The sequence below is a fragment of the Microbacterium sp. Root553 genome (assembly GCF_001426995.1).
Classification (GTDB): Bacteria; Actinomycetota; Actinomycetes; order Actinomycetales; family Microbacteriaceae; genus Microbacterium.
Genome location: NZ_LMFY01000001.1, coordinates 321,207 through 344,046 on the forward strand (window position 1 = coordinate 321,207; position 22,840 = coordinate 344,046).

The 22,840-nt window shown below is 67.5% G+C and carries 25 protein-coding genes; 12 read left to right on the plus strand and 13 right to left on the minus strand.

Annotation, left to right across the window (positions count from 1 at the left end; genetic code table 11):
- Positions 1-22 precede the first annotated feature (22 nt).
- Together ASD43_RS01445 and ASD43_RS01450 are read left to right on the plus strand one after the other, a co-directional pair.
- Positions 23-355 carry an ArsR/SmtB family transcription factor gene (locus tag ASD43_RS01445; RefSeq protein ID WP_157550678.1) on the plus strand — a complete coding sequence of 111 codons (333 nt, stop codon included), beginning with the start codon at positions 23-25 and terminating at the stop codon, positions 353-355.
- Complete coding sequence (locus ASD43_RS01450; protein ID WP_235563991.1) at positions 343-1,056, plus strand: cation transporter; 714 nt, start codon at positions 343-345, stop codon at positions 1,054-1,056. Before ASD43_RS01445 ends, ASD43_RS01450 begins: the two co-directional genes overlap by 13 nt.
- A 6-nt stretch (positions 1,057-1,062) precedes the next feature.
- Here ASD43_RS01450 and ASD43_RS01455 read toward each other — a convergent pair whose 3' ends face one another.
- Entirely contained in the window at positions 1,063-1,665 is a 603-nt protein-coding gene (locus ASD43_RS01455; RefSeq protein ID WP_056412617.1) for a response regulator transcription factor, read from the minus strand.
- On the minus strand, positions 1,662-2,882 hold the full coding sequence (locus ASD43_RS01460; RefSeq protein WP_056412620.1) for a sensor histidine kinase: 1,221 nt from the start codon (positions 2,880-2,882) through the stop codon (positions 1,662-1,664). The genes ASD43_RS01455 and ASD43_RS01460 overlap by 4 nt, the downstream gene beginning before the upstream one ends.
- A 154-nt stretch (positions 2,883-3,036) precedes the next feature.
- On the opposite strand from ASD43_RS01460, the gene ASD43_RS01465 reads away from it, so the two are divergent.
- Positions 3,037-3,591, plus strand: coding sequence for a hypothetical protein (locus ASD43_RS01465; RefSeq protein ID WP_056412623.1), 555 nt, complete (start codon positions 3,037-3,039; stop codon positions 3,589-3,591).
- Positions 3,592-3,689: 98 nt separating this feature from the next.
- On the opposite strand, the gene ASD43_RS01470 is transcribed toward ASD43_RS01465, so the two are convergent.
- The gene (locus ASD43_RS01470) at positions 3,690-5,192 is read right to left on the minus strand and encodes an Ig-like domain-containing protein (protein ID WP_157550681.1); all 1,503 of its coding nucleotides are present in this window, start codon (positions 5,190-5,192) and stop codon (positions 3,690-3,692) included.
- Between ASD43_RS01470 and ASD43_RS01475 the strand changes: the two genes are divergently transcribed.
- The 7 genes from ASD43_RS01475 to ASD43_RS01505 all read left to right on the plus strand — a co-directional run bounded on the left by ASD43_RS01475 (position 5,179) and on the right by ASD43_RS01505 (position 9,818).
- Positions 5,179-5,367, plus strand: a complete 189-nt coding sequence (locus ASD43_RS01475) for a hypothetical protein (protein ID WP_157550684.1) — start codon at positions 5,179-5,181, stop codon at positions 5,365-5,367. The genes ASD43_RS01470 and ASD43_RS01475 overlap by 14 nt on opposite strands.
- Positions 5,368-5,485: 118 nt before the next feature.
- Positions 5,486-5,869, plus strand: a complete 384-nt coding sequence (locus tag ASD43_RS01480) for a hypothetical protein (protein ID WP_056412631.1) — start codon at positions 5,486-5,488, stop codon at positions 5,867-5,869.
- A gap of 284 nt (positions 5,870-6,153) precedes the next feature.
- A complete protein-coding gene (locus tag ASD43_RS01485) occupies positions 6,154-6,411 on the plus strand; it encodes a hypothetical protein (RefSeq protein WP_157550687.1) in 258 nt (85 codons plus the stop codon).
- A gap of 2 nt (positions 6,412-6,413) precedes the next feature.
- Positions 6,414-7,220, plus strand: a complete 807-nt coding sequence (locus ASD43_RS01490; RefSeq protein WP_056412634.1) for an ABC transporter ATP-binding protein — start codon at positions 6,414-6,416, stop codon at positions 7,218-7,220.
- Positions 7,221-7,240: 20 nt separating this feature from the next.
- Entirely contained in the window at positions 7,241-7,534 is a 294-nt protein-coding gene (locus ASD43_RS01495; protein ID WP_056412637.1) for a hypothetical protein, read from the plus strand.
- Positions 7,531-8,985 carry a hypothetical protein gene (locus ASD43_RS01500; RefSeq protein WP_056412640.1) on the plus strand — a complete coding sequence of 485 codons (1,455 nt, stop codon included), beginning with the start codon at positions 7,531-7,533 and terminating at the stop codon, positions 8,983-8,985. The genes ASD43_RS01495 and ASD43_RS01500 overlap by 4 nt, the downstream gene beginning before the upstream one ends.
- Before the next feature lie 35 nt (positions 8,986-9,020).
- Positions 9,021-9,818, plus strand: a complete 798-nt coding sequence (locus tag ASD43_RS01505) for a hypothetical protein (protein ID WP_056412643.1) — start codon at positions 9,021-9,023, stop codon at positions 9,816-9,818.
- 3 nt (positions 9,819-9,821) lie between these two features.
- Here the strand turns inward: ASD43_RS01505 and ASD43_RS01510 are convergent, their stop codons facing one another.
- A complete protein-coding gene (locus tag ASD43_RS01510; RefSeq protein WP_235563994.1) occupies positions 9,822-10,496 on the minus strand; it encodes a response regulator in 675 nt (224 codons plus the stop codon).
- A 305-nt stretch (positions 10,497-10,801) separates the two neighbouring features.
- Between ASD43_RS01510 and ASD43_RS01515 the strand changes: the two genes are divergently transcribed.
- Positions 10,802-11,860: a sensor histidine kinase gene (locus tag ASD43_RS01515; RefSeq protein ID WP_162247468.1), complete on the plus strand. Its 1,059-nt coding sequence runs from the start codon at positions 10,802-10,804 to the stop codon at positions 11,858-11,860.
- A gap of 21 nt (positions 11,861-11,881) precedes the next feature.
- Here the strand turns inward: ASD43_RS01515 and ASD43_RS01520 are convergent, their stop codons facing one another.
- The 5 genes from ASD43_RS01520 to ASD43_RS01540 all read right to left on the minus strand — a co-directional run bounded on the left by ASD43_RS01520 (position 11,882) and on the right by ASD43_RS01540 (position 17,568).
- Entirely contained in the window at positions 11,882-12,415 is a 534-nt protein-coding gene (locus tag ASD43_RS01520; protein ID WP_056412648.1) for an MFS transporter, read from the minus strand.
- A gap of 159 nt (positions 12,416-12,574) precedes the next feature.
- Entirely contained in the window at positions 12,575-14,215 is a 1,641-nt protein-coding gene (gene ilvD, locus ASD43_RS01525) for a dihydroxy-acid dehydratase (RefSeq protein ID WP_082539162.1), read from the minus strand.
- A 77-nt stretch (positions 14,216-14,292) separates the two neighbouring features.
- Positions 14,293-14,946, minus strand: coding sequence for a GntR family transcriptional regulator (locus ASD43_RS01530; RefSeq protein ID WP_162247469.1), 654 nt, complete (start codon positions 14,944-14,946; stop codon positions 14,293-14,295).
- Between the two features lie 111 nt (positions 14,947-15,057).
- Entirely contained in the window at positions 15,058-16,041 is a 984-nt protein-coding gene (locus ASD43_RS01535; RefSeq protein ID WP_162247470.1) for a D-2-hydroxyacid dehydrogenase, read from the minus strand.
- Positions 16,042-16,257: 216 nt separating this feature from the next.
- Positions 16,258-17,568 (minus strand): MFS transporter, encoded by a 1,311-nt coding sequence (locus tag ASD43_RS01540; protein ID WP_082539165.1) that lies wholly within the window; start codon positions 17,566-17,568, stop codon positions 16,258-16,260.
- Between the two features lie 95 nt (positions 17,569-17,663).
- Here ASD43_RS01540 and ASD43_RS01545 point away from each other — a divergent pair, with 95 nt between their 5' ends.
- On the plus strand, positions 17,664-18,344 hold the full coding sequence (locus tag ASD43_RS01545; protein ID WP_056412657.1) for a haloacid dehalogenase type II: 681 nt from the start codon (positions 17,664-17,666) through the stop codon (positions 18,342-18,344).
- A 165-nt stretch (positions 18,345-18,509) separates the two neighbouring features.
- Here ASD43_RS01545 and ASD43_RS01550 read toward each other — a convergent pair whose 3' ends face one another.
- The 4 genes from ASD43_RS01550 to ASD43_RS01565 are packed head-to-tail and all read right to left on the minus strand — an operon-like array spanning position 18,510 to position 22,778.
- On the minus strand, positions 18,510-19,022 hold the full coding sequence (locus ASD43_RS01550; RefSeq protein ID WP_056412660.1) for a Gfo/Idh/MocA family protein: 513 nt from the start codon (positions 19,020-19,022) through the stop codon (positions 18,510-18,512).
- Positions 19,023-19,039: 17 nt separating this feature from the next.
- Positions 19,040-20,737, minus strand: coding sequence for a phospho-sugar mutase (locus ASD43_RS01555; RefSeq protein ID WP_056412663.1), 1,698 nt, complete (start codon positions 20,735-20,737; stop codon positions 19,040-19,042).
- Complete coding sequence (locus tag ASD43_RS01560; RefSeq protein ID WP_056412666.1) at positions 20,734-21,567, minus strand: purine-nucleoside phosphorylase; 834 nt, start codon at positions 21,565-21,567, stop codon at positions 20,734-20,736. The genes ASD43_RS01555 and ASD43_RS01560 overlap by 4 nt, the downstream gene beginning before the upstream one ends.
- A gap of 14 nt (positions 21,568-21,581) precedes the next feature.
- Positions 21,582-22,778, minus strand: a complete 1,197-nt coding sequence (locus ASD43_RS01565; RefSeq protein ID WP_056412669.1) for an adenosylhomocysteinase — start codon at positions 22,776-22,778, stop codon at positions 21,582-21,584.
- Positions 22,779-22,840 lie beyond the last annotated feature (62 nt).

The following is a 22,840-nucleotide window of genomic DNA, read 5'->3' on the forward strand; positions in this document are numbered from 1 at the left end:
GTATTTTGTGTACAGTTGGCGTGTGACGCTGACCGCCTCCCCCACCCACACCGCCGCCGTGGCTCGCCTCGGGCATGCCCTCTCCGATCCGACGAGGGCGGCGATCCTCCTGGCGCTCCGCGAGACTCCGGCATACCCCTCCGATCTCGCCGACGAGCTCGGAGTCAGCCGCCAGCTCCTCTCGAATCATCTGGCGTGCCTGCGCGGATGCGGTCTCGTCGAGGGGATCCCCGACGGACGCCGCAGCCGCTATCACCTCGCCGACCCGCACCTCGCCCCGGCACTGGACGAGCTGATGCGTGTGATGCTGATCGTCGAGCCCGACTGCTGCGACTCCGACGGATGCACCTGCTGATGTCGACGCTCACGATCACCCCCGACCGACGAGCACGGCTGCAGCGACGCATCCGTCTCATCGTCGCGTTCACCATCGTCTACAACCTCATCGAAGCCGTCGTGGCGATCGCCGCAGGCTCCGTCGCCTCCTCCGCCGCCCTGATCGGCTTCGGGTTGGACTCGAGCATCGAGGTGCTCTCGGCCGCCGCCGTCGCGTGGCAGTTCACCCGGCGCGACCCCGAACGGTGGGAGAAGCCCACGCTGCGGGTGATCGCGGTCGCGTTCTTCGCACTGGCGGCCTACGTCACGGCGACCTCGCTGTGGGCGCTGATCGGCGGGGAACGACCGGAGCACAGCACGGTCGGTCTCGTGCTCACCGCTCTGAGTGTGGCGATCATGCCGATCGTGTCGCTCGCCGAGAGGCGTGCGGGCCGCGAGATCGGCTCGGCCACCGCCGTCGCCGACTCGATGCAGACACTGATCTGCACCTACCTCTCGGCCGCGGTCCTGGTGGGGCTGGCCCTCAACAGCCTGTTCGGATGGTGGTGGGCGGATGCGGTCGCAGGACTCGTGATCGCGGTCTTCGCCGTGCGGGAGGGCGTGGAGGCCTGGCGCGGGGACGCGTGCGCCACCTCGGTCGGCATGATCCTCGAGGACGATCACGACGGCGATCACGATCACGACCACGACCACGACCGCGACGGCCGCGCGCACCGCTGACGCGACTCAGATCCAGCCGCGCGCCTCGGCCATCAGCACCGCCTGCTGCCGCGTGCCGACCCCGAGCTTCGCCAGCACCGCGGAGATGTGGTTGCGCACTGTGCCGGGGGCGAGCGAGAGGCTCCGGGCGATCTGCCCCGTGGTCTCGCCGCGGCGCCCCGCGCGCAGCACATCGAGCTCACGATCGGTCAGCGGCGAGCGCTCGTCGCTGAGCGCGTCGGCGGCGATCTCGGGATCGACGTACCGCGCGCCCGCGGCGACGCGGCGGATCACGTCGGCGACCTGGTCGGCGCCCCGCGACTTCGGCAGGAACCCCGAGACGCCCGAGGCGAGGGCGCGCCGCAGCACTCCGGGGCGCGCGTGGCGGGTGACGACCACGCACCGCGTGGCGATCGCCCTGCCGAGCTTCTCGGCGACCTCGACCCCGTCGAGTCCGGGCATCTCGAGGTCGAGCAGGCACACGTCGGGCTTCAGCTCCAGCGCCCGGGCGAGGGCCTCCTCGCCGTCGACGCACTCGGCGACGACCTCGATGTCCCCCTCGAGTCGCAGCAGCGCGGCGAGCGCGGAGCGGATCATCCCCTCGTCGTCGGCGAGCAGCACCCGGATCATCGCATCGCCCTCTCGTCGGATGCCGCGATCGCGGCGGGCACCGTCACGACCACGACGAACTCCCCCTCATCGTCGCGGATCTCCAGTGTGCCACCGGCCTCCGTGATACGCCGCCTGACGCCGTCCAGCCCGGAGCCGATCGGCTGCACCACGGCATCCGCGCCGACGTCGTTCGCCACCTCGTAGCGCCATCCCTCGGGCGCGCGCCCCAGGGCGAGACGCGCGTGCCCGCCCGCTCCATGGCGCAGCACATTCGTCGTGGTCTCCCGGATGACGGGCCCCAGAGCCGAGGACGGCGCGTCATCGGCATCCGGGGCGATCTCCGCCTGCACCTGGAGACCGGCGGCCGCGAGCAGATCGCGGGCATTCGCCACCTCGTCGCCGAGGGGCACCGAACGGAACCGGGTCGCGAGGTCGCGCGTGCCCTGGCGTGCCTCGTCGACGCTCACCCGCGCGGCCCGCAGCTGCTCGAGGGCGGCATCCGGGTCGAGGGGCAGCAGACGCTCGGCGAGCTCGAGCTGCAGGGCGATCACCTGCAGGTGGTGACCCTGCAGGTCGTGCACGTCGGTGGCGACGCGCAGGCGCTCCTGGGTCGCGGCGAGACGCGCCTCCGAGGCCCGCGCGCGATCGAGGGTGACGAGAACGTCCCACCACCAGAGCGAGCTCACCGACATCGCCGGGATGAGGATCGCGTAGAACGCGGCGATCCACCCCGGCCCTCCCGGCTGGACCGCTCCCCTCACTCCGTCGACGAACGCGGCGCCCACGAGCAGGGCGGTCATCAGCGCCACGACCCGGAGCCGGATGCCCTTGGGCCAGTTGAGCAGCACCACCGATTGCGCGACCGGCATCAGCGCGAGCAACCAGCTGTCGACCACCACCCCGGCGACCACCCCGTAGACGACCGCGATCAGCAGCGGCGGGGCGATGCGCGTCCACGCGATGCCGGGCTCGGCGTCGACCCGATGCCGGTAGGCCCACAGCAGCACGATCGTGGACAGCCACCAGACGAGTCCGCCGACGCCCACGACGATCCACCCTGCACCCGGACCCGGCACCGCCAGTGCCTGCAGTGCCCACACCAGCACGAGGAACAGCTCGAGGAATACCACGGCCGAGAACGTGTACCACCAGGTCGCGGTGATGCCGCGGGCGAGCTGCCGCTGACCGGGAGGGGGATCGACGAGCGGATCGACCGGGCGGGAGGAGGGGCTCATGCCCCCACGATACGGGCGTGACAGATGTCATGGATGCCGCAGGCGAACCACCCGGAAAGCGGTGACGACCCGACACTGCCGTCGACGCACGATGCGCGATGGACTGTAGTCATCGCGGCGGAGAGACCGGCGCACAGACCAACGGGAGAGATCCATGAACCTCATCGAGACGTTCCAGGGCTTCGTCGCCCAGGTGCCCGAACTCATCCAGCCGCTCATCATCGCGCTCGCCGGCGCGATCCCGTTCATCGAGGGCGAGGGGGCGGTGTCGATCGGCATCATCGGCGGCATCCATCCGGTGATCGCCGCGATCGCCGCGATCGTGGGCAACTTCCTCTGCGTCGCCATCCTCGTGATCGCCGGCTCCGGTGCCCGCTCGGCGATCGTGAAGCGCACGCGGAGCCGGGAGGCGGTCGCCGCCGGCGGCGCGGGCAGCGCCGGAGGCGGTGTCTCGGAGACCGTCGACGCCGGCGGCTCCGACCGTGGCAGTGCCCGCCGCGAGAAGTTCCAGCGTGCGTTCGAGCGCTACGGCGTTCCGGGCGTCAGCCTGCTCGGTCCGCTGCTGCTGCCGACCCACTTCACCGCGACGATGCTCGCCGCCTCCGGCATCGGCAAGGCACGTATCCTCATCTGGCAGGCCGTGGCGATCATCGGCTGGACGACGATCGTCGCCGTCATCGTCGGCGGCGCGGTCTCCGCGATCCGCTGACCCGTCGCGGCCCGTCCCCGGATGGGACTTCGCACGGCACACGACACGAGGCGGTCACCCCTTCGGTGACCGCCTCGTGTCGTCTGTGTCCCGTCTGCTCAGAGCTGTTCGGCGCTCGCACGGCGCCGGGCCGCGACGCCGGTGGCGATGCCGCCACCCGCGATCAGCGCGACGGCGAGCGCCAGGAACCCGTACCCGATCTCGCCTCCGGTCAGCGCCAGCCCGCCGGGAGGCGGAGTCCGCACGCCCGGAGGCGGCGTCGGGGTGGGGGGCACAGTCGGCGGCACAGACGGCGGGGGCGTCGTCGGCGGAACGGATGGCGGCGGCGTCACCGGATTCGCGGTGTTGGTGAGTGTCAGCGCCACCCCCGCGTTCGACGACGGCGTGACCTCGAAGGTTCCGTTGCCGACGTCGACGACGCCCTCACCGGTAATCGTCCAGGGGCCCCAGGTGACGCCCTCGATGCTCGGCAGGTCGACCTCCTCGATCACGAATGTCGACCCCAGAGGTGCCCTCGTGCTGGCGACGGATTCGCCGACCGGCACCGTCATGGCCGTGGCGGGGGCATCGGATCCCTTCACGGAGTACCGCACGGTGTACGTCGCCGAGCGCGCGGCCTCTGCCAGCGGGCCGGTGAGCTGCTTCATGATCGAGAACCGGGTGAATTCGACACCGGTGCCGCCTCCTCCGCCCGACTCGGTGACGGTGTGCGTGGCCGACGTCTCGAAGGTGTTCACGACCGCCTTGTTGCCGAAGACGTCGCCCGGCGCCACCGGGCCGTCGGCCTGCGTGTAATAGATCAGCTCGTAGGCGAAGCCGCTGTGCGGGAGCCCGGATGCCGTGAATCGGAAGGAGCCGCCGTCGTCGGCGAACACCGTCTGGTAGCTCTCGGGACCGAGGACGGTCCAGCCGCCCACGAGCTGTCCGTTCTCCACCGCCTGCTGCCGCAGCAGCACCTCGCCCGTGTAGTGGTGTGCGCTGTGGGTGCCGTCGAGGGTGTCGGCGATCGTGAAGGATCCGTCGGTGACGTATCCGCTCGGGACTCCGACGACCCACTTCAGCCGGCCGTCGGTCGTGGTCTGACCACCGAACTTGTAGGGCTTCGCCTGCTCCGTGGGGTTTGTGGGCACGATGCCGCCGTCTCCGGGGAGGTCGACGATCTCGATCGTGTCTCCCAGGTCGAACTCGACCGTCTCGTCGGTCGTGGACTGCGATGCCCTGGCCTGCATCCAGAAGGTGCCGCCCACGTCTTCCTTACCCTCGACGGCGTCGGTGAGCGTGCACACCATGTCGGGCCCCTGCCCCGCGGCGACGACGCATGTCGCCATGACCTCGTTCGTCTCCGGGTCGAGGATGTCGAACGTGCCCGCGGCCTGACGGCTGAACTCGGCAGGCAGGGTCATGCCGAAGGTCTCCCCGGCGTGCGCCCCCTCCGGCACGCTCCAGTCACCGGAGATTCGCACCGTCTGCCACTGCTCGAGCGGACCGCCCCCGTTCTGCCCCTCGAGCACCACGTTCGAGATCGCACCGGGGTAGGTCACCGTCGGCGCGGCGGCCGCAGGCAGCGCGCCCCCGAGCAGACCCGCGATGCCCATGAGCATCGCCACCACGATCGCGACGACGCGTCGCCTCGGCGATACGGCCCCCGTTCCGTTCTCGATCCGTCTCTCCGACGTCTCGTCGCCGCTCATCGTTCTGCGTGCACGCACGACATCACACTCCCCAGTCATCATCTTCGGCATCTACTCGGACCACTCCCAGTCGTGGTCCTCCTAAGAGATCAGGAAAGGGGCCTCCCATTACGCGCATCTCGGAATACACCTGCGGTATTCCGGCACAGCGCGTATCGAGCCGCTGTGCCGCCGATGCCTCAGGACGTCTCTACGATGAAGGCATGCACCCCATCGACACCCTCGCTCTCGTCGCCGAGGTGCTGTCGTGGATCGGGCTGGGGCTGGGCCTGCCGCTGCTGATCGTGGCTGCGCTCATCAGAGTCACCGAAGGCCCGTGGATGCCGATCGAGATCGCCGTCATCGACCGCGACGGCGAGCTGCTCGCCCGCTGGTTCGCCGGCGACGACTTCCGAGAACGGAGGCTGCGACGCAGCGAGCCGTCGACGGTCGGCTGGACCACCGGCGTCGTCAGCGCGAACGACCCGGCGAGGGCGCGGATCGGCGAGCCTCCGCACTTCCGCCGCGTCGTGCGGACGCTCGGGATCGTGTTCACCGGAGTCGGCGCGCTCGGCCTGATCGTGTCGCTGGTGCCGCTGTTCCTCTGACGCGCGACCGCAGCCGCGGTCGCGGGCCGGGCTCGACCGCGCTGAGGGCTCATGGTCGTCGATCTCTCCGGGGACGAGCAGGTGCACCCTCGAAGGCACTGATCAGCATCGTCAGGACCACCAGCGGAACGTCGAGGGGATCACCCCCTCGACGTACGGATGCAGCCCGCCTCTGGCCGAAAGTCAGAAACACTGACTCATCGTTGGTCGAGACCGAGAGGCGCTCTCACATACCTTCGCGGTGAGCCGATGATCATCGGATACCATCACGAAGGAAGACATAGATGTCGAATGCAATGACGCACCTTTACTCACTCCCACAGGCGCCCGCGAGGGCCCTCGAGGCGCTCCAGCAGAAATACGAGACGAGCGACAACCCCGTGATCGTCGTGGCTGTCGCGGCGGCGATCGTGCTGGGAGTCGGCTTCATCGCCTTCCTGACGGCCATGTGCATCAGCCGCGGCTACAGCGGGTTCGGCGCGGTGGTCGACATCACCTGGACCAACCCGTTCTCCGCGAACGTCACGTTCAAATGCATCTAGAGATGACGCATGCCACCGAGGGTGCGGGCGCGAGTGTCGCGCCCGTGCTCTCCGTGAGCGCTCTGACGAAGCGTTACCGGGGCGGACAGGGAATCACCGACGCGAGTATCGAGGTCGCGCCCTCCGCCCTCCTAGGGGTGATCGGCCCGAACGGCTCCGGCAAGACGACTCTCGTGCACAGCATCGTCGGACTGCTCGAGCCCGACGCCGGTGAAGTGCTGATCGATCGGTCTCCCGCCGCGGATCTCGACGCCAAGAGCAAGCTCGGCTTCGTGCCGGACGAGCTGCCGCTTCCGTCGAGTCTGAGCGGAAACGAGTTCATCGACTACCTCGCCCGCCTGCAGCCGGGATTCGATTCCGAGTGGAAAGACTATCTCTGCGAGATACTCGGCCTCACCGACCACCTGGCGCGGTTCATCGGCGACTACTCACACGGTATGAAGAAGAAGATCCAGTTCGTCGCCGCCCTCGCCCATACTCCGCGGCTCCTGGTCTTGGACGAGCCGTTCCGCGGTCTCGACCCCGAGGCCGCCATCTGCATCCGTGCGCTCATCGACGCACACAGGGCGCGTGGCGGCGGGGTGCTGGTCGCCACACACGATCTCCTCTTCGCCGAGCAGTTCTGCACCAGCGTCGTGATCCTCGCGGATCAGAGAGTCGCGGCCTCCGGGCACCCTGCCGCCTTGCGCGAGGAAAGCGGCGCCGCGTCACTCGAAGAGGTGTTCCTGCACGTGTCGGGGCTCGCCTCTCAGGTGCTCACGGTGGAGTCCGGTATCGCTGCCCGATTCCCCGTACACGTCCGACTCTGATCCAACGAAAGGCTTCTCTCATGTCCTCCGCGCTCCGCCAGCTCGCCCTCATCCTCTCGGCGCTCCTCCTCGCGCCGATCGTCTGCTTCCTCCTCTTCCTCGGCAGCATCGCGCTCACCGTCGCCACGGGCACCGCGGTCTCGGTGCCGGGTATGACCGAGAACGGCAGCGGCGTGGGCGCCGAGCTCGCCAGCGCGCAGTTCGTGTTCCCGGGTTCTCTGATCTGGCTCATCGCGACCGCCGTCGTCATCTACCTCGTCGGATTGCTCATCGTGCGACGCAGCTCCCGGGCGAGCGAACCCGCTCTCGCATGATCGCCCGGCCGGCGGGATTCTTCGGCCAGTCCCGCACGATCGCGTCCTTGACGCTCAGGGTGTGGTCGAACGAGTTCACCCGTCAGTTCGGCGGCAGTCGAGCGACCTCACGGGCCATGATCGGGGTTCTCGTCGCGCTGCTCGCCGGATGGCAGCTGCTGGGCGTCGTCCCCCTCCTGATGGGGCAGACCGCGGTCGTCCCCGCTGCTCTTCAGGTGCAGATGGTGTCGGAGCAGCTGACGATGGCCGCGGCGATGAGTCTCTGCCTGCTGACCATCGTCCTGGTCGTGTCTCCCTCGCGGACGGCTGTGGACGATCTGCTCGCGCCGTATCCCGTGAGCGCCGCAGCCCTGCGGTTCGGGTCGCACGGAGTCCTCCTGGGGTCGGCGTGCGCCGCCGGGCTCCTGTTCACGCTGCCGTTCATCGTGCCGGCCGTGCCGCTGATCAGCGAGAAGATGCGCGTGCTCCTCGTGCTCGCCTGGATGCTCGTCTGCTGCGCAAGCATCGCCGCAGGCTGGGCGCTCTTCCGCGGTGCGACCTGGCTGTCTCGGACGGTCCTGCGAGTGCCGTCGGCGTTCGGCCGCTCTCTCGCCTCGTTCGCACTGATCGCCGGTGTCATCGCGATCCTGGCTCTGCGCGTTCGCCTCCCTTGGGCCGATTCCGTCCTCGTGGGCTCGTCCGTGGCTCTGGGCGCTGCCGCGGTCTGCGTGCTGTGTCTGCTCCTGGGAACGGGAATCCCCTCCGACGTTCGCGAGGCGGGCGACGGCGCGATCATCCCGATCGCCGCCAGGCTGGGGCGCCGCGTCTCCGTGCCCGGGCGGGAGCGCACGATCGTGCGCATCGAACTCACCCAATGGATGCGCTCCTCGCTGGTCGTCGCCGCCGAGACCCTCACGGTGCTGGTCGCCGTGGCCATCGCCCTCATGATCGGTCTGGGAGTGCTGCTGCCCGCGTCGGTCGGCTTCGCTCTGCTCGTCGCAGCCGCCGGCGGAAGCGCGATGTTCGGATTCGGTGTCACCGCCCCCTACCGATGGATCAGGGCGGCGGTCGCGGGGCGGAGAGGTCAGGCGTCGGCGACGCGCGTCTCGCTCGCCGCGGCGGTCGTCGTCGCATCGGTGATCACGCTCTGCGTGATGGTTCTGCTCGTCGCAACCGGCATGCTGAGCGTGTCCGACGTCATCGCGGCCCTCCCGGCTATGGTCCTGAGCTTCTGCGCGGCCTTCGCAGCGGGAGTGCTCTTTCCGGTGAGTCCGCGGCAGAACATGTCGAGTCTGTTCACCCTGCTGCTGGCACTGCTCCTGACCGTGGGTGCGGGCGTCGCTCTTCAGCAGATCGCCTCTGATTGGGGGCGCGCTCTGTCGATGGTCGTCGTGGGGGTCGTCGCGCTCGCGCTCGCATTCACTGTGGTGCGACGCCGCGAGCCGCTCGCCCACGCGGCTCTGGCCGCATGACGCCGTCGGACACCACGACGACAGGAGCCGTTCGCGTGTTGCGACTCCACCCCGGAGTCCGACTCGATCGTGGCGTCGACGGTGCATGGCTGCTCTCCGACGACGCCCGAGCGCTGCGCGGCGTCCCGCTCACGACCGCGGATGCCGAAACCCTCGACACCGTCTGCGTCGACGGCTCAGACGGGGAACGTCGAGAGCTGGGATGGCCGGTCGCGATCGATGTGCTTCTGCACGGCGCCGCGAGCGGTGATCGTCGATTCATCGAAAGCCTTCGAGGGGATGCCTCCCTGTCCTCACCGGAGCGGGCTCTGCTCCGGTCGCTCGCTCGGTCTCGACGCATGCGCCCGCGTCGCTTCGACGCCTTCTCGGTCTGCGGCTTCGTCATCGGTGCGGTGGTGCGCCAGTTGACCGTTGTTCTGGTCGTGACCTCGCTTCTGCTCGGCGCGATGGCGATCGCTCTCGACCTCCCGGCTCGCCAGATCCCCATGATCCTGGTGCTCCCTCTGCTGATCCCCGTCGTGATCGGAACGCATGAGGCCGCGCACTGGATGACGATGCTGAGGCTGACCTCCGCGCGGGCATCCGGCGCGCTGCTGGTCCGCGGCCGGCAGATCGCGGTGCTGACGCCGGACCTGGACACGAGCACGATGCGCAGAGTGGCGGCTGCGGGGCCGTGCGCGGGCATCGCGGTGTGCGCGATCTGGACGGGTATCTGGGCGTTCATCGGAGATCCGTTCGGGATCGCCGTCGGCGTCCTGTTGAGTGTCAGTCAGCTGCTGGGGTTGACGCCGCTCTCGAAAGACGGACGCGCTCTGCTCGGCATCCGGACGTGATCGTCAGACGTCGATGAGACCGGCCCGCACCGCGAAGATCAGAACCTGCAGCCGGTCGCGTGCGTTCCACTTGCGCATGACGGTGCTGAGGCACGCCTTGACGGTGCCCTCCGAGACGTTCAGCCTGGCACCGATCTCAGGGTTCGATCGGCCATGCGCCAGCTCTTTCACGATCGCCAGTTCGCGTCCGGTGAGCTCCATCCCCGGGGAGAACCGGGCGATGGGCTCGGACGCGTTGGAGAGCACCGCGCCGATCAGACGCTTCGTCACGGCGGGCGACACGATCGTCATGCCCGCGTGTACCTGTCTGACCCCCGCGATGACGTCCTCCGGCTCGGAATCCTTCAGCAGGTACCCCGACGCTCCGGCACGAAGCATCGGCAGAACGGCGTCGTAGGAGCCGAGTGCGGTGACCGCGAGGATGCGCACCTGCGGGTGCTCGGCGAGGATCCGCTCGGTCGCGATCACCCCGTCCATGTTCGGCATGTGAACGTCCATGATGATGACGTCCGGACGGTGCATCATCGCCAGGTCGACGGCTTCCACCCCGTCCTTCGCCGTGGCGACGACCACGACGTCGGCCACGGTGGCGAAGAAGAGACTCAGAGCACGGCGAACGAGAGCGTCGTCATCGACGACCATGACCCGGATCGGCTCCATGCTGACAAACTTACTCATTCGAACAAGAGGCTCTTCCATCTTCTGGCCAGAAGTGCAGATCGTGATCCTCCACTTTCGACCAAGATGTCAGAAGGTCCGAAAAAAGGAGATCACCATGTTCCGCATCCTCATCCCCGCCGCATACGCAGATGGCGTGTGGGAGGACATCTGCCGCATCCTGCAGTTCTGCAGCTGAGCGAGTGAGCGATCCGGCGCGCCGTCGCCTGCTCGGACTCCTGCGCGGTGATGCGTCGGAGCGGGTTCCAGCGACCGGCGACACCGGGTTCGCGGATTTCATACCTCTCGTACCAGCGGCGAGGGTCGTGCTCCTCGTCGCAGCAGTCGTCGGGTGCATCGCCACTCTTGTCTCCGCCGCGAGTTCAGGGTTCCCGCCGACGGCAGCGCTGCAGTTCGGGGTCACGGCGGCCTTCGCCCTGTTCGCTGTCAACCCGATCGCTGCTGCCGCGGCGATCGCTGCAGCCATGTGCCTCTCCTTCCCCCTCGACATCGAGAGGCCGATGCTGCTGGCGGTGATCGTCGCCGTCGGATTCGTCTCCCGCATCGGATCGCGCACGCTTCTCCTCGCTTACGGGGGTTTCGTCGTCGTCGCCATCGCAGGGATCGTCTGGATGGACGGCAGCTCGATCCCGGCGATGAGCGTGCTGCTGTACGTGGTCTTCGCGGTGATCGCGGGGTCCCTCGGTCTCCTGATGCGTGCGGGAGCCACGCGCGAGCAGCGCCTGGCGGTTCAGCTCATCGCCGAGGAGCGGAGATCCACAGACATCGTCAGGGACGAGCGCGCGCGGATCGCCGCTGACCTGCACGATGTGATCGCGCGCGATCTGGTCGTGATCGTCATGCACGCCAGGGCCCTCGATCAGCTCGACCGGCCCGCACTGACGCAGGCCCAGGCCGAGATACTGAGCGCGGCCAAGAGCGCGCTGTCCGACATCCGAGTGATCGTCGCGGCGGTCGACCCCGTTCCGCTGACATCCGGAGTGGACGCACCGGCGCTGGCCGAGGAGATCGCCCAGGCGCACCATCTCCTCGATGCCCCGGGACGCACGCTCCGAGTCGGAGGTGCGATCCCGGAACTTCCCAAGCACATCGACGGGGCCCTCGGTCGGATCCTCCGCGAGGCCGCGCTGAACGCCTCGAAGCATGGAGCACCCGGCGAGACGACGCTGGAGGTGCAGTCCCGCGACGGCGAGGTGCGCCTCGAGCTGCGCAACCCGATTCACCCCGAGGGCACGGACGTCCCCTTCGCGCTCGGAGGGCACGGGATCACACGCATGCGAGAGCACGCGCAGATGCTCGGCGGCGACGTCGAGACATCGTGTGATCACGACGTGTGGACGACGAGCGCACGACTCCCGCTCTGAGGTGGTCGTGAGCCGTCTACATCAGGACGGAGGCCGCGCGGCGTTCGCCGCCCCGACCGCCCACACGAAGTCGGGAACCCGGTCGTTCACGGCAAGCGGCGCTGCCGCGATGGCGATCGCCATGATGCGCCCGCGATGAGTCGTGGGAAACCAGGCGGCGATGTAGAAGATCAAGGCGGGGAAGAACCCGGCCTCGGCGACGCCCAAGAGGAACCGGAGCACGAAGAACTGCGTGGGCGACTGAAGCGTGGACATCAGCAGAGCGATGACGCCCCAGACAACCATCAATCCGCCCATCCAACGTCGAGGACCGACCTTGGTGAGCAGCACGTTCGCTGGCACTTGGAACGTGACGTAGGCGATGAAGAAGATGCCGGCCCCGAAGCCGTACGCGGCGTCGGTGAGGCCAATGTCATCGTTCATCTCGAGGGCCGCGTAACTGATATTGACGCGGTCGAGGTTGCACACGAAATACATGAAGAGAATCAGGGGAACGATTCTTCTCGTGGTCTTGCGAACGACGGATCGTTGCAGGTCACTCTTGCTGGCGCTCATGGCAGAGCCTTTCCGCAGGCTCCATCCCCGGCGTTCGGGTATCGCAGTGTGATCGATCGAGTCGACCTGGCGACGAGCAAGGGCTGTCGTCGGGTGTGGCTTCACGGTTGGCCTGGATGTCGGTGCTCACCGTCACCCAGGCCAACCGCATGGGTCTGACTAGTTGAGGACGGCACCCTTCGAGGCGCCGGATACGGTGCGTGCGTACCGGGCCAGCACGCCGCCGGTGGGCTTCCAGAGCGGTTCCGCTGCCGGGCGTGCTGCGAGCTCGTCAGCGTCGACTCGAACGTCGAGTATGCCGTTGTGCAGGTCGAGCACGATGATGTCCCCATCCCGAACGCGACCGATCGGGCCGCCGGCGGCCGCCTCGGGGCAGGCATAGCCGATCGCAGCGCCATGAGAAGCGCCCGAGAAGCGACCATCGGTGACGAGGGCCACTGTCTCAGCCAGTCCCATTCCCACGATGGCAGCGGTCGCGCCGAGCATCTCTCGGAACCCCGGACCACCTCGCGGACCTTCGTTACGAATGACGACGACGTCGCCCGGCTGAATCGATCCGCCGTGGATAGCGGTGATCGCCGTCTCCTCGTCTTCGAAGACGCGCGCAGGTCCTTCATGGGACAGGAGAGCTTCCGGCACTCCCCCGATCTTGACGATCGCCCCCTCGGGCGCCAGGGATCCGCGGAGGACCCGCAGGCCGCCGGTCGCCGAATGGGCAGAGTCGACGGACCGGATCACGTCGGCGTCGACGGCAGGCATCCCCGTGGGCTGCGAGATGCGAACCGGGGTCGGTTCGAGCTGGCCTGCCAGGGCGTGCAATACCGACTGGACGCCCCCGGCTCGATGGAATTCCGGCAGCGACACCTCACCCGACGGGCGAAGCTTCACGAGCGTCGGCGTCTCGAGCGCGAGGCGGTCGAACTGTTCCCAGCTGAACTCGAATCCGGCCTCATGGGCGATGGCGGGAAGGTGCAACGAGATGTTCGTGGACCCGCAGACGGCGAGCGCGACCCTGGCGGCGTTTCGCACAGCCTGCGGCGTCACGATGTCGCCGATCCGCGTGCCCTCCGCGAGTGCTTGCATCACACGGACACCGGAATCGAACGCGAGACGCAGCTGCTCCGCGGAGCCTGCCACGACCGATCCGACACCGGGGAGTCCGAGCCCCATCACCTCTGCGCACAGCGCCATCGTGTTGCCGGTGTAGGCACTCGCTCCACCGCCGCTCGATGGCATCTGCGCCAGTGTCAGCTCCTCGAGCTGCGCCTCGGTGATCTGCCCATCGTGGAAGCGACCGATCGCCTCGAACACCGTCTCCCAGGAGACAGCCTCGCCCTCGTACCGACCGACCTCGGTCGTTCCGGTGTAGACGTACACCGTCGGGAGGTCGACGCGCAGCGCACCCATGATCATCCCCGGGGTGACCTTGTCGCCGCCCGCGATGATGACCATGGCGTCGAAAGCATGCGCTTCGATCATGATCTCCACCGAATCGGCGATGGTCTCGCGTGCGGGCAGCACGTAACGCATGCCGGCGCTCGCCTCGCTGAGAACGTCTGTCGCATGGATGACGTTGAACTCCATCGGCGTACCGCCGGCAGAGATGATGCCGTCCTTCACACGTCGCGAGACGCGGTCAAGATGCACGTTCTCGTCGGCGATCTCGTTCCAGGCGTTCACCACTGCGATCAGGGGACGATCGATCTCATCGAACGTGCGTCCTGTGCCGTACCACCATGCTCGGGCGAACGCTCGATCTGGTCCTTGGTAGCGCTCCGCGCTTCTCAACGTCGTTGTCATGCCTTCACGGTAGAGGGCAAATGTCGGAATGTCAACATTCTTTCAATGGACCGCATCGCCCACTAATTCAGACGCAATCAACCGGAGATGTGCAGCGAGCGGCGGTTCTCGTCGATGTGCGCGCGGACGGCGTCGATGAGCGCGGTGACGTCGCGGCGGGCAAGTGCATCGATCAACGGAAGGTGTGTGTCGGCGATGGAGCGATGCCTGCGGAACTCTTCGTCTCCGCGGGAGATGAAGAGCCTGATCTGGCTGGCGAGCGTGCGCCAGACGCGCTGTGCGGTGGCCGAGGCTCCCACCTCGAGGAAGCGCACGTGGAAGAGGTAGTCGCACTCCATCGTTTCGAGGAGGTCGTCGCGCTGTTCGGCGAATCGCATGCGCTCGACCAGGCCGCGGAGCTCGGCGATGTCGTCATCGGTGACCCGCTCGCAGATGGCGGGGACGGAGAAGGTCTCGACGTGCTCGCGGAGTTGGAGAGACAGCAGGATGTCGGCTTCGGTGTATGCCGCGACGCGGACGCCTTTCTGGGGCTCGCTCGTCACCACCCCTTCCTGCTCGAGGACGCGCAGCGCTTCGCGGATCGGCCCCCGAGACAGTCCGAGCTCTTCGGCGACGAGGACCTCGTTGATGCGCTCTCCCGCGGCGATGTCTCCGCGATAGATGCTCGCGCGGATCTCGTCTGCTGCCCGTTCGTGCAGGAGCACACCGCGCACGGTCGTCATACCCGTCATCGCCATGCCCTTGGGGGCGTCTGGCCGGCGGTGATCCTCTGGTGCATCATGTTCCTTCAGTGTTGCCATCGAAGCGGGAGTCGCGTGTCCGGGTGCCGAGCCGGGGCATGTCTACAGCGTAAGAGTCTGCGGGGGCGTCGTCACGTAGCCTGCTTTCTTGTCGACAACGTTCGCCAGCACGTCGCCCTTCTCGAATCGGCGGAGGTTCTCGAGGAATTGCATCGTGACGTCTCGCTCATAGCCGCGATAGTCACCCGAGATGTGGGGCGTGAGGAGCAATCCGGGAGTCGACCACAGTGGGCTGTGGGAGTCGAGAGGCTCGCGCCGGAAGACGTCGAGCGCAGCGCCGGCGATGGTGCCGCGGCGAAGTGCGGCCATCAACGCGGTTTCGTCCACGCTGCTGCCGCGGCCGACATTCACGAAGCGGGCAGTGGGTCGCATGGCTGCGAACTCTTCGGCACCGAAGTACCCCTCGGTCAGCGGGGTGTCTGGCATCACGCTGATGACCCAGTCGGCGTGTCGTAACAGTTCGAGACGGTCGGTGCCACCGTGGATCTCTCCGAAGATGCCGTCGGTGCTGCGCGCCTGACGGCCGACACCCGTGACGTGAACGCCGGCGGCTTGCAGAAGCGCACCGATTCGATGCCCGATGGCACCGACGCCGAAGATGACGGCCCGCGTGCCGTCGACGCGCTCCGCCTGGCCGGGCCGCCAGCGGCGGTGTCGCTGGTCGCTCGCCATCGCCGGGAGCCGAAGGGCGAACGAAAGCACGATACCCAGCACGTATTCGGCCATGGCCCGGTCGTGGATGCCGCGGGTGTTCGTGAGTACGACATCGCTGTCGACGAGTGCGGGAAACAGGGCCGGGCGCACCCCGGCGCCACACCAATGCACCCACTGGAGTCGCTGAGCGGACGGGAAGCACTGCTCGAGTCCGGAGTCGCGATAGCTCCAGCTCACGAACACGTCGGCATCGGGGAGACATCGCTCCAGACTTCTCCCGTCTGGAGCGAATGCGATCTCGTGCCGAGCACCCACCGCGTCAAGACCGGGCACTTCGGAGCTGCTCGCGGCTCCCCCGATCACGATCTTCACGCGAAGCCGCCTCTCGTCGATCTCACGCAGACGCGACGTTCCGTCGTCGACATGTCCTGCGAATGTCAACATTCTACTTAAACGGTCGCCGACGAGGGCACCCCACGTCCATACATCGCCACTCGCCGCGAAGCCCGAGTGATGGGCTCCGCGGCGAGTCGCGCTTCCGGCATGTCGGACAGGGCGCGTGCAGGACGTCGTCGTCGCGATCGGCGGTCAGTCCCGGTGCACGTCCTTGAGGAACGCGGCGCATACGAACGAGATCGCGGCCATGGCGACCATGTACCAGGCGATGGGAACGTAGCTCTCCGTGAGGCCGAGCAGGTACGTGGCGATCAGTGGTGCGATCGCGCCACTGGCGATCGTGCCGAGGGTGTATCCGAGCGAGAGGCCGGAGTACCGCACGGCCGGCTCGTACACCTCGGCGAAGAATGTCCCCAGGACCCCGAAGGAACACGAGAAGGCGAGGAAGAACATCACATACCCGAGCAGGGCCAACGGATACTGACCGGTCTGCAGGAGCCAGAACCAGGGGAAGGCGAGGAGTCCCATCGCCACGGTCCCGCCGAGGTAGAGCCGCTTGCGCCCGAAGCGGTCCGAAAGCCTGCCGAAGACCGGCAACGTGATGGCGCAGGTTGCCGCACCGACCAGCACGAGAGAGAGTGTCGCCGTGCGGTCGAACCCGATCTGAGTGGTGACGTAGCTCGCCCCGAAGACGCTGATGATGTAGAAGGTCACGCCGCAGACGATGTAGCTGCCGGCCGTCAGGAGCAGCTGCCGAGGGTATTTGCGAAGCAGGAGGACAAGGGGCACCTTGACGGTTGCCGACGCGTTCTTGACCTCGGAGAAGCTGGGGCTCTCACTCACCTTGAGCCGGATGATCAGGCCCGCGATCGCAAGACATCCGCCGAGCCAGAACGGGACTCGCCACCCCCAGGAGAGGAACGCTTCGTCAGCGAGAGTCGCCCCGAGCGCCAGGTAGATGGTGTTGCCGAGGATGAGACCGAGCGGGACGCCGACCTGTACCCACCCGCCGACAAGCCCTTTCCGGCCTCGGTCAGCATGCTCGACGGCCATGAGGATCGCCCCGCCGTACTCGCCGCCGAGAGACAGCCCCTGAATGAAGCGCAGCAGCACGAGCAGAAGAGGCGCCGCCAACCCGATCTGCGCATACGTGGGGACGAATCCGATCAGGCCGGTCGTGATCCCCATGAGCGTCAAGGTCAGGATCAGCATGGACTTGCGGCCGACCTTGTCGCCGAAGTGGCCGGCGATGATGCCGCCGAGTGGTCGTGCGATGAACGCGACCGAGAACGAAGCAAGTGACAGCAGGGTGCCGGTGGTGGGGTCGAGCTGGGGGAAGAAGAGTTGATTGAACAGGAGCGCCGCGGCAGTCCCGTAGATGAAGAAGTCGTACCACTCCAGAGTCGTTCCGACCAGACTGGAGAGGCTCGCGTTCCTCCGCTCCCGTGACGTTGAGGATCCGCGTTTCCGCTCGTTCGATTGCAACTTCGTCGTTGAGGTCATGAGCGTGACTCTAGACAAATTTCCGTAATAATGTCAACATTAAGACACTTATCCATTCGGGGACACACCCTCGCAACCGCAGCGTCAGGAGTGGAATGACCAGCCTTGGCAGTATCGACACGATCGTCTTCGACATTCTCGGGACTCTCGTAGATCACAATGCGGGTATCCGTACACAGCTGGGCGTCTTCGGTGCGACTCCCGATGCGGCGGATGAACTCACCTCGCAATGGCACAGCCTCGTGGGCGCAGAGCACGCCCGAATCGTTCGAGGCGAACGCGACTACGCGGCCGGAAAGGTCCTCGACCGGGAAGCTGCGCGCACCATCTGCGCTGCCGCCGGCATCTCCGACCCGGCAGCAGTGGACTCGTTGGTCGATGCGGCGGGATTCCTGCCCCCCTGGCCCGACTCTGCCGACGCGCTTGCCCGGTTGAGCAAGGAGAAGGAGATCATAGGCTTGTCCAACGCCGACACGACGGCGCTGCTGCGCATGAACGCACGCGCCGGGCTCCGCTGGCATTCCGCCCTGTCAACTCAAGCCATCAGCACATACAAGCCCGACCCGGCGGTCTACCAACTGGCGACGCGTGTGGCCGGCCGTGACCCCGATCGGATACTGATGGTCGCCGCGCACTCGTGGGATCTCCGTGGAGCACAGGCGGCGGGCCTGCGGACGGCGTATCTGAACCGTCCGACCGGAGACCCGCCGACGAACGAGGACATGTTCGATTTTCGATTCGAGGCGCTGAGCGAACTCGTCGACGCCATCTGTTGAGTCACCCGAGGTGCAACTCAAGCACCGAGAAGAACGGAAATGCTCCTGATTGCGAAGCGAAGACATCAAACCGATGCCCGGAGGCAGATTGGTAGCGACCCGCGAGGGCGGGACGTCCGGCGACGAACCCATGGCTGAGTGGTCTCCATGTCCCGCCTTCGTGTTCTAAACGCTGACAACTTGTGGGGCCGAGCTTCCGTCATGCTGCAGCGGGTTCGGGTAGTTCACCCAGCCAGGCAGTCGAGAACCCGCCGGAAACGATCGTTTTCGGCAGGGCCGACCGAGCGTGCGTTGAGGTTTCGGCCGCGACCGCCGGAGACTCGCCCACAAGCGCGCGACCTCCCGCGACTGTTCGGTGGTCAGCCCGAGCGGCTTCTCCACGAGCACGTGACACCCCGTGCGTATCACCTCCTCGACGGCGTGCACCTGATCGCCGGGCTGCGCCACGATCACCGCACCCCCGACAGCCGCGTCGGCAAGAATGGAGGCGGCGCTGTCGTAGGTTGCGACGTCTCCGCCGAGCACACGCGCCGCACGCCCGGCACTGGGAATGCTGCGCGCCGCGGTACCGACGACCGGGACGTCCGGGAGCACGAGCGCCGGGAGCACGTTGCTCCGCGCATGGAACCCGGCACCGATCACACCTATACCCGTGCTCTTCATCTCAGAGTGGGCCATTGTGCCTCTTTCATCCGTCATTCGTGTCCTTCGCGCAGCAGGATACGCACGTCATCCGCGATCTCGGCGACCCGTGCGCGTGCGTGCTCCAACCGCTCCGCCCCGGTACCGCGATCATCCCGCACATCGATGTACGCCTTGAGCTTCGGCTCGGTCCCGGATGGCCGGATGATCACGCGCGCGCCGCCGGCGAGAGTGAAGCGGAGCAGGTCGCTCGGCGCGAAGCCGTCGTGACCGTTCGCGAAATCGCTGGCCGTCTGCACCGGTTCCGCGGCGAGAGCGGTGGGTGGCACGGTGCGCAGCCGGTGCATGATCGCCCGAATGCCGTCGGTCGATTCGACCCGGATCGAGACCTGCGCCGACGCATGGCCGCCGATCCTCTCGGCCAACTCCTCTAGGCACTCCTCGATGCCCACCCCGCGATCGCGGGCCTCGGCGGCGAGCGACAGGAACTCGACCGCGGCCGAGATGCCGTCCTTATCGTGCACCTTATCGGGATCGACCAGGTAGCCGAGCGCCTCTTCGAAGCCGAAGAGAAGATCGGGCACCCGCGAGATGTACTTGAACCCTGTGAGGGTCTCGACGGCGGACAGCTCGTGGAGCCGCGCCACCTCCGCAAGTCCGGGTGAGCTGACGAGAGAGGCGACCAGCGATCCACCCCGCCCGGTAGTCCGAGCGGCGGCGCGCCAGCCGAGCAGGAGACCGATCTCGTTGCCCGTGAGGCGTCGCCACCCCGCATGTGCGGGGATAGCCACCGCCAGCCGATCGGCATCGGGATCGTGGGCGATCACGAGGCCGGCACCTTCGCTGTGCGCAAGCTCGATCGCGAGATCGAGCGCCCCCTCCTCTTCCGGGTTCGGGAACGGCACGGTCGGGAAGCTCGCGTCAGGGTGTTCCTGTGCCGGCACCACGATCGGGTCGCCGAAGCCTGCCGCCACGAACACACGACGCGCAGTGCGTCCGCCGACTCCGTGCAGCGGGGTGTAGACGAATCGGAGCGGTTCCGCCCCAGGGACGCCACGCCGGGCGGTCGCATCGACGTAGAAGTCGACGACGTCATCCCCGGCGATCCGGAACGCCGAGGCCCGCGCATAGGTGGAGATGTCCTCGTCGGCCGCCGCAGCGATGGCAGCGGCGATGCGCTCATCATTCGGACTCACGATCTGCGATCCGCCGTCAGCGCCTCCGAGGAACACCTTCACCCCGTTGTCCTGGGCGGGGTTGTGACTGGCCGTCACCATGACCCCGGCGGATGCGTCGAGGCGGCGGACCGCGGTGGCGAGCACTGGAGTAGGAAGCGCACTGGGCAAAAGCGTGGTGCGGATGCCGTGTCCGGCCATGATCTGCGCGAGGTCCTCGGCGAAGACGCGCGAGTTCGTGCGAGCGTCGTACCCGACCACGATGCTCGGATCGCCTCCTTCTCCGCGGAGGTATCGCGCGAGGCCCGCGGCTGTCTGCGCCACGACCACCCGATTCATTCCGTTCGGCCCCGCTTCCAGCGGGCCGCGAAGACCTGCGGTGCCGAACTGTAGCCGCCCGTCGAACCGGCGGGCGAGCTCACCCGCTGCCTCGTCGCCACCGGCGGCTTCGGCACGGCCGATCAGGTCCTCGAGCTCGGCGCGCGTTCGCGGATCCGGATCCTGCGCCAACCATCGCGTCGCAGCCGCGAGCACTTCGGCGAGCACGATCGAACGGCGTGTGACACCGCCGCTCATGAGCGGATCTCGCCGATGCGGCGCACGACTCTGGCCAGCAGGGGGCCCAGACGCGCCTCAGCATCGTTCCCGGATTCGAGTACCTCCTCATGGCTGAGAGGGCCATCCTGGATGCCCGCTGCCAGGTTGGTGATCAGCGACAGGCCGAGCACCTCCAGCCCGGCGTGGCGCGCGGCGATCGCCTCGAGTGCCGTCGACATGCCGATGATGTCGCCACCGAGGGCCTTGACCATGCGCACCTCGGCGGGTGTCTCGTAGTGCGGCCCCGGCAGCTGCGCGTAGACGCCTTCATCGAGGGAGGGATCAATCTCGCGCGCGAGGTCCCGCAGACGCTGGGAGTACAAGTCGGTGAGGTCGACGAAGGTCGCACCGGTGAGCGGGGACACCGCGGTCAGGTTGATGTGGTCGCTGATCAGCACCGGCACCCCGGCGGTCCATCCGTGCTTGAGACCACCGGCGCCGTTCGTGAGTACCATCACCGAGGCGCCGGCGGCGGCGGCGGTGCGCACACCGTGCACGACCGCATCGGTGCCGTGGCCCTCGTAGTAGTGGTTGCGAGCACCAATGACCAGTGCGTGCGCTCCGTCGGTCATCCGCACCGAACGGATGGTCCCCGAATGTCCGACGACCTTCGATGCTCGGAACCCCGGGATCTCGTGGGCGGGGATCTCCGCGATCGTCTCACCAAGATGATCCGCCGCGGTCTTCCATCCACTGCCGAGCGTGATGGCGATCTGATGCCGCGCGACCCCGCTGGCGTCAGCGATGGCATCAGCCGCTCTCCGGGCGAGATCGAACGGATCCTGAGAGGAATGCGATGTGTACGTCATGTTCGTGTGCGCTTTCAGCCGAGAATCTCGACGAGTCCGGCGGCGAGCGTCAGATTGATGTCGCTCGGCACCGGGTACGCGCCCGTGAAGGCGGCCCGACCGCGTGCGATCGACCCGAGGCTGGCGGCCTGCAGGGACAGCCCGAGGTCCATGGCCTCGATCGGGTTGCCCTTCGCGGCCGTGAGGTTGATCATCTTTGTGCCCTGCAGGACGACGATCTCCGCTCCGTCCTCGCGCTGATAGGCGATTCGCGCGTCGACGTCGCTCGACGACGCAAGGCTGCGCGTGTGCGCGGCGACCGAGGCGAGCCCTGCGACGTCGGCCTCGTTCGGCTCATGACCGACGCCGACCAAGATGGCTCCGTCGGGCAGTCGCAGCAACTGGTCGAGTGGCAGCACGTCGGGTCGGCCCGTCGAGAGGAAGACCGCCTGGGCAGTGGGAACCGCATCCTCGAGGGAGGTGACACGATGACCGCTCATGATCGCTTCCAGTGACCGGAACGGATCAACGTCCACGACTGTCACCCGCGAGCCGAGGTGGCGCAGCGTGTCGGCCACGCCCTTGCCGCAGGGCCCGAAGCCGATGACGACGGCCTCCAGCGCTGGCAGCATCCGGTTCGTGGCGTTCATGAAGCCCTGCACGATGCTCTGCCCAACGCCGTACTCGTTCTCGACCAGGAGCTTGAGCGGGCTGTCGTTGATGACGATCACCGGGAAGTCAGGCTGCACTGGAAGGGCGCGTACACGAGCCCCACCGGTGGTCGTCTCCTCGGTCGCCCCGAGGAACCCCGACGAGCGTGGGACGCCCTGAGTGAGCCGTTCGATCAGCTCACCCCCGTTGTCGAGGATCAGGTCGGGCGTGCTGTCGAGGATCGCATCAAGATTGCGAGAGTGAGCGGCGGCATCGTCGTGACGACCGCCGATCACGTTCGCGCCGAGACCGCGAAGAACCTCTGCGGTCCTCGGGTCGGTCGTGCCGAGGTTGCCCGTGATGGTGACGGCCGCGCCGTACCGGAGCAGCCACTGTACGAGCACGGCGGTCTTGGGCTCGAGGTGCAGACACACGCCGATGTGAAGGCCGGCAAAGGCCAAGCCGAACTCCTGCATCGTGCGCTGCAGCAGCGGCATCGACCGGGCCGCCCAGTCGGTGTCGGGATCGCCGGTCGGGGGCAGTGGCACGAGAGCGATCTCGTCTTGGGGTGAAGCAGTCATGTCTGAGGTTTCCTCGGGGTTGAGATTCAGAAGCGGGCGGGGTGCCGCCGCGCGGGTCGGTC

Coding starts and splice junctions, on each gene's coding strand:
- ASD43_RS01520 (WP_056412648.1), bottom strand. CDS start 12,415: ATGAGCGCCAGCAAGAGTGACCTGCAACGATCCGTCGTTCGCAAGACC.
- ASD43_RS01475 (WP_157550684.1), top strand. CDS start 5,179: ATGCCCATGAGCATCGCCACCACGATCGCGACGACGCGTCGCCTCGGC.
- ASD43_RS01460 (WP_056412620.1), bottom strand. CDS start 2,882: ATGAGCCCCTCCTCCCGCCCGGTCGATCCGCTCGTCGATCCCCCTCCC.
- ASD43_RS01465 (WP_056412623.1), top strand. CDS start 3,037: ATGAACCTCATCGAGACGTTCCAGGGCTTCGTCGCCCAGGTGCCCGAA.
- ASD43_RS01480 (WP_056412631.1), top strand. CDS start 5,486: ATGCACCCCATCGACACCCTCGCTCTCGTCGCCGAGGTGCTGTCGTGG.
- ilvD (WP_082539162.1), bottom strand. CDS start 14,215: ATGACAACGACGTTGAGAAGCGCGGAGCGCTACCAAGGACCAGATCGA.
- ASD43_RS01510 (WP_235563994.1), bottom strand. CDS start 10,496: ATGAGTAAGTTTGTCAGCATGGAGCCGATCCGGGTCATGGTCGTCGAT.
- ASD43_RS01530 (WP_162247469.1), bottom strand. CDS start 14,946: ATGACGGGTATGACGACCGTGCGCGGTGTGCTCCTGCACGAACGGGCA.
- ASD43_RS01490 (WP_056412634.1), top strand. CDS start 6,414: ATGACGCATGCCACCGAGGGTGCGGGCGCGAGTGTCGCGCCCGTGCTC.
- ASD43_RS01485 (WP_157550687.1), top strand. CDS start 6,154: ATGTCGAATGCAATGACGCACCTTTACTCACTCCCACAGGCGCCCGCG.
- ASD43_RS01565 (WP_056412669.1), bottom strand. CDS start 22,778: ATGACTGCTTCACCCCAAGACGAGATCGCTCTCGTGCCACTGCCCCCG.
- ASD43_RS01495 (WP_056412637.1), top strand. CDS start 7,241: ATGTCCTCCGCGCTCCGCCAGCTCGCCCTCATCCTCTCGGCGCTCCTC.
- ASD43_RS01450 (WP_235563991.1), top strand. CDS start 343: ATGCACCTGCTGATGTCGACGCTCACGATCACCCCCGACCGACGAGCA.
- ASD43_RS01540 (WP_082539165.1), bottom strand. CDS start 17,568: ATGACCTCAACGACGAAGTTGCAATCGAACGAGCGGAAACGCGGATCC.
- ASD43_RS01470 (WP_157550681.1), bottom strand. CDS start 5,192: ATGCTCATGGGCATCGCGGGTCTGCTCGGGGGCGCGCTGCCTGCGGCC.
- ASD43_RS01545 (WP_056412657.1), top strand. CDS start 17,664: ATGACCAGCCTTGGCAGTATCGACACGATCGTCTTCGACATTCTCGGG.
- ASD43_RS01550 (WP_056412660.1), bottom strand. CDS start 19,022: ATGGCCCACTCTGAGATGAAGAGCACGGGTATAGGTGTGATCGGTGCC.
- ASD43_RS01555 (WP_056412663.1), bottom strand. CDS start 20,737: ATGAGCGGCGGTGTCACACGCCGTTCGATCGTGCTCGCCGAAGTGCTC.
- ASD43_RS01500 (WP_056412640.1), top strand. CDS start 7,531: ATGATCGCCCGGCCGGCGGGATTCTTCGGCCAGTCCCGCACGATCGCG.
- ASD43_RS01455 (WP_056412617.1), bottom strand. CDS start 1,665: ATGATCCGGGTGCTGCTCGCCGACGACGAGGGGATGATCCGCTCCGCG.
- ASD43_RS01560 (WP_056412666.1), bottom strand. CDS start 21,567: ATGACGTACACATCGCATTCCTCTCAGGATCCGTTCGATCTCGCCCGG.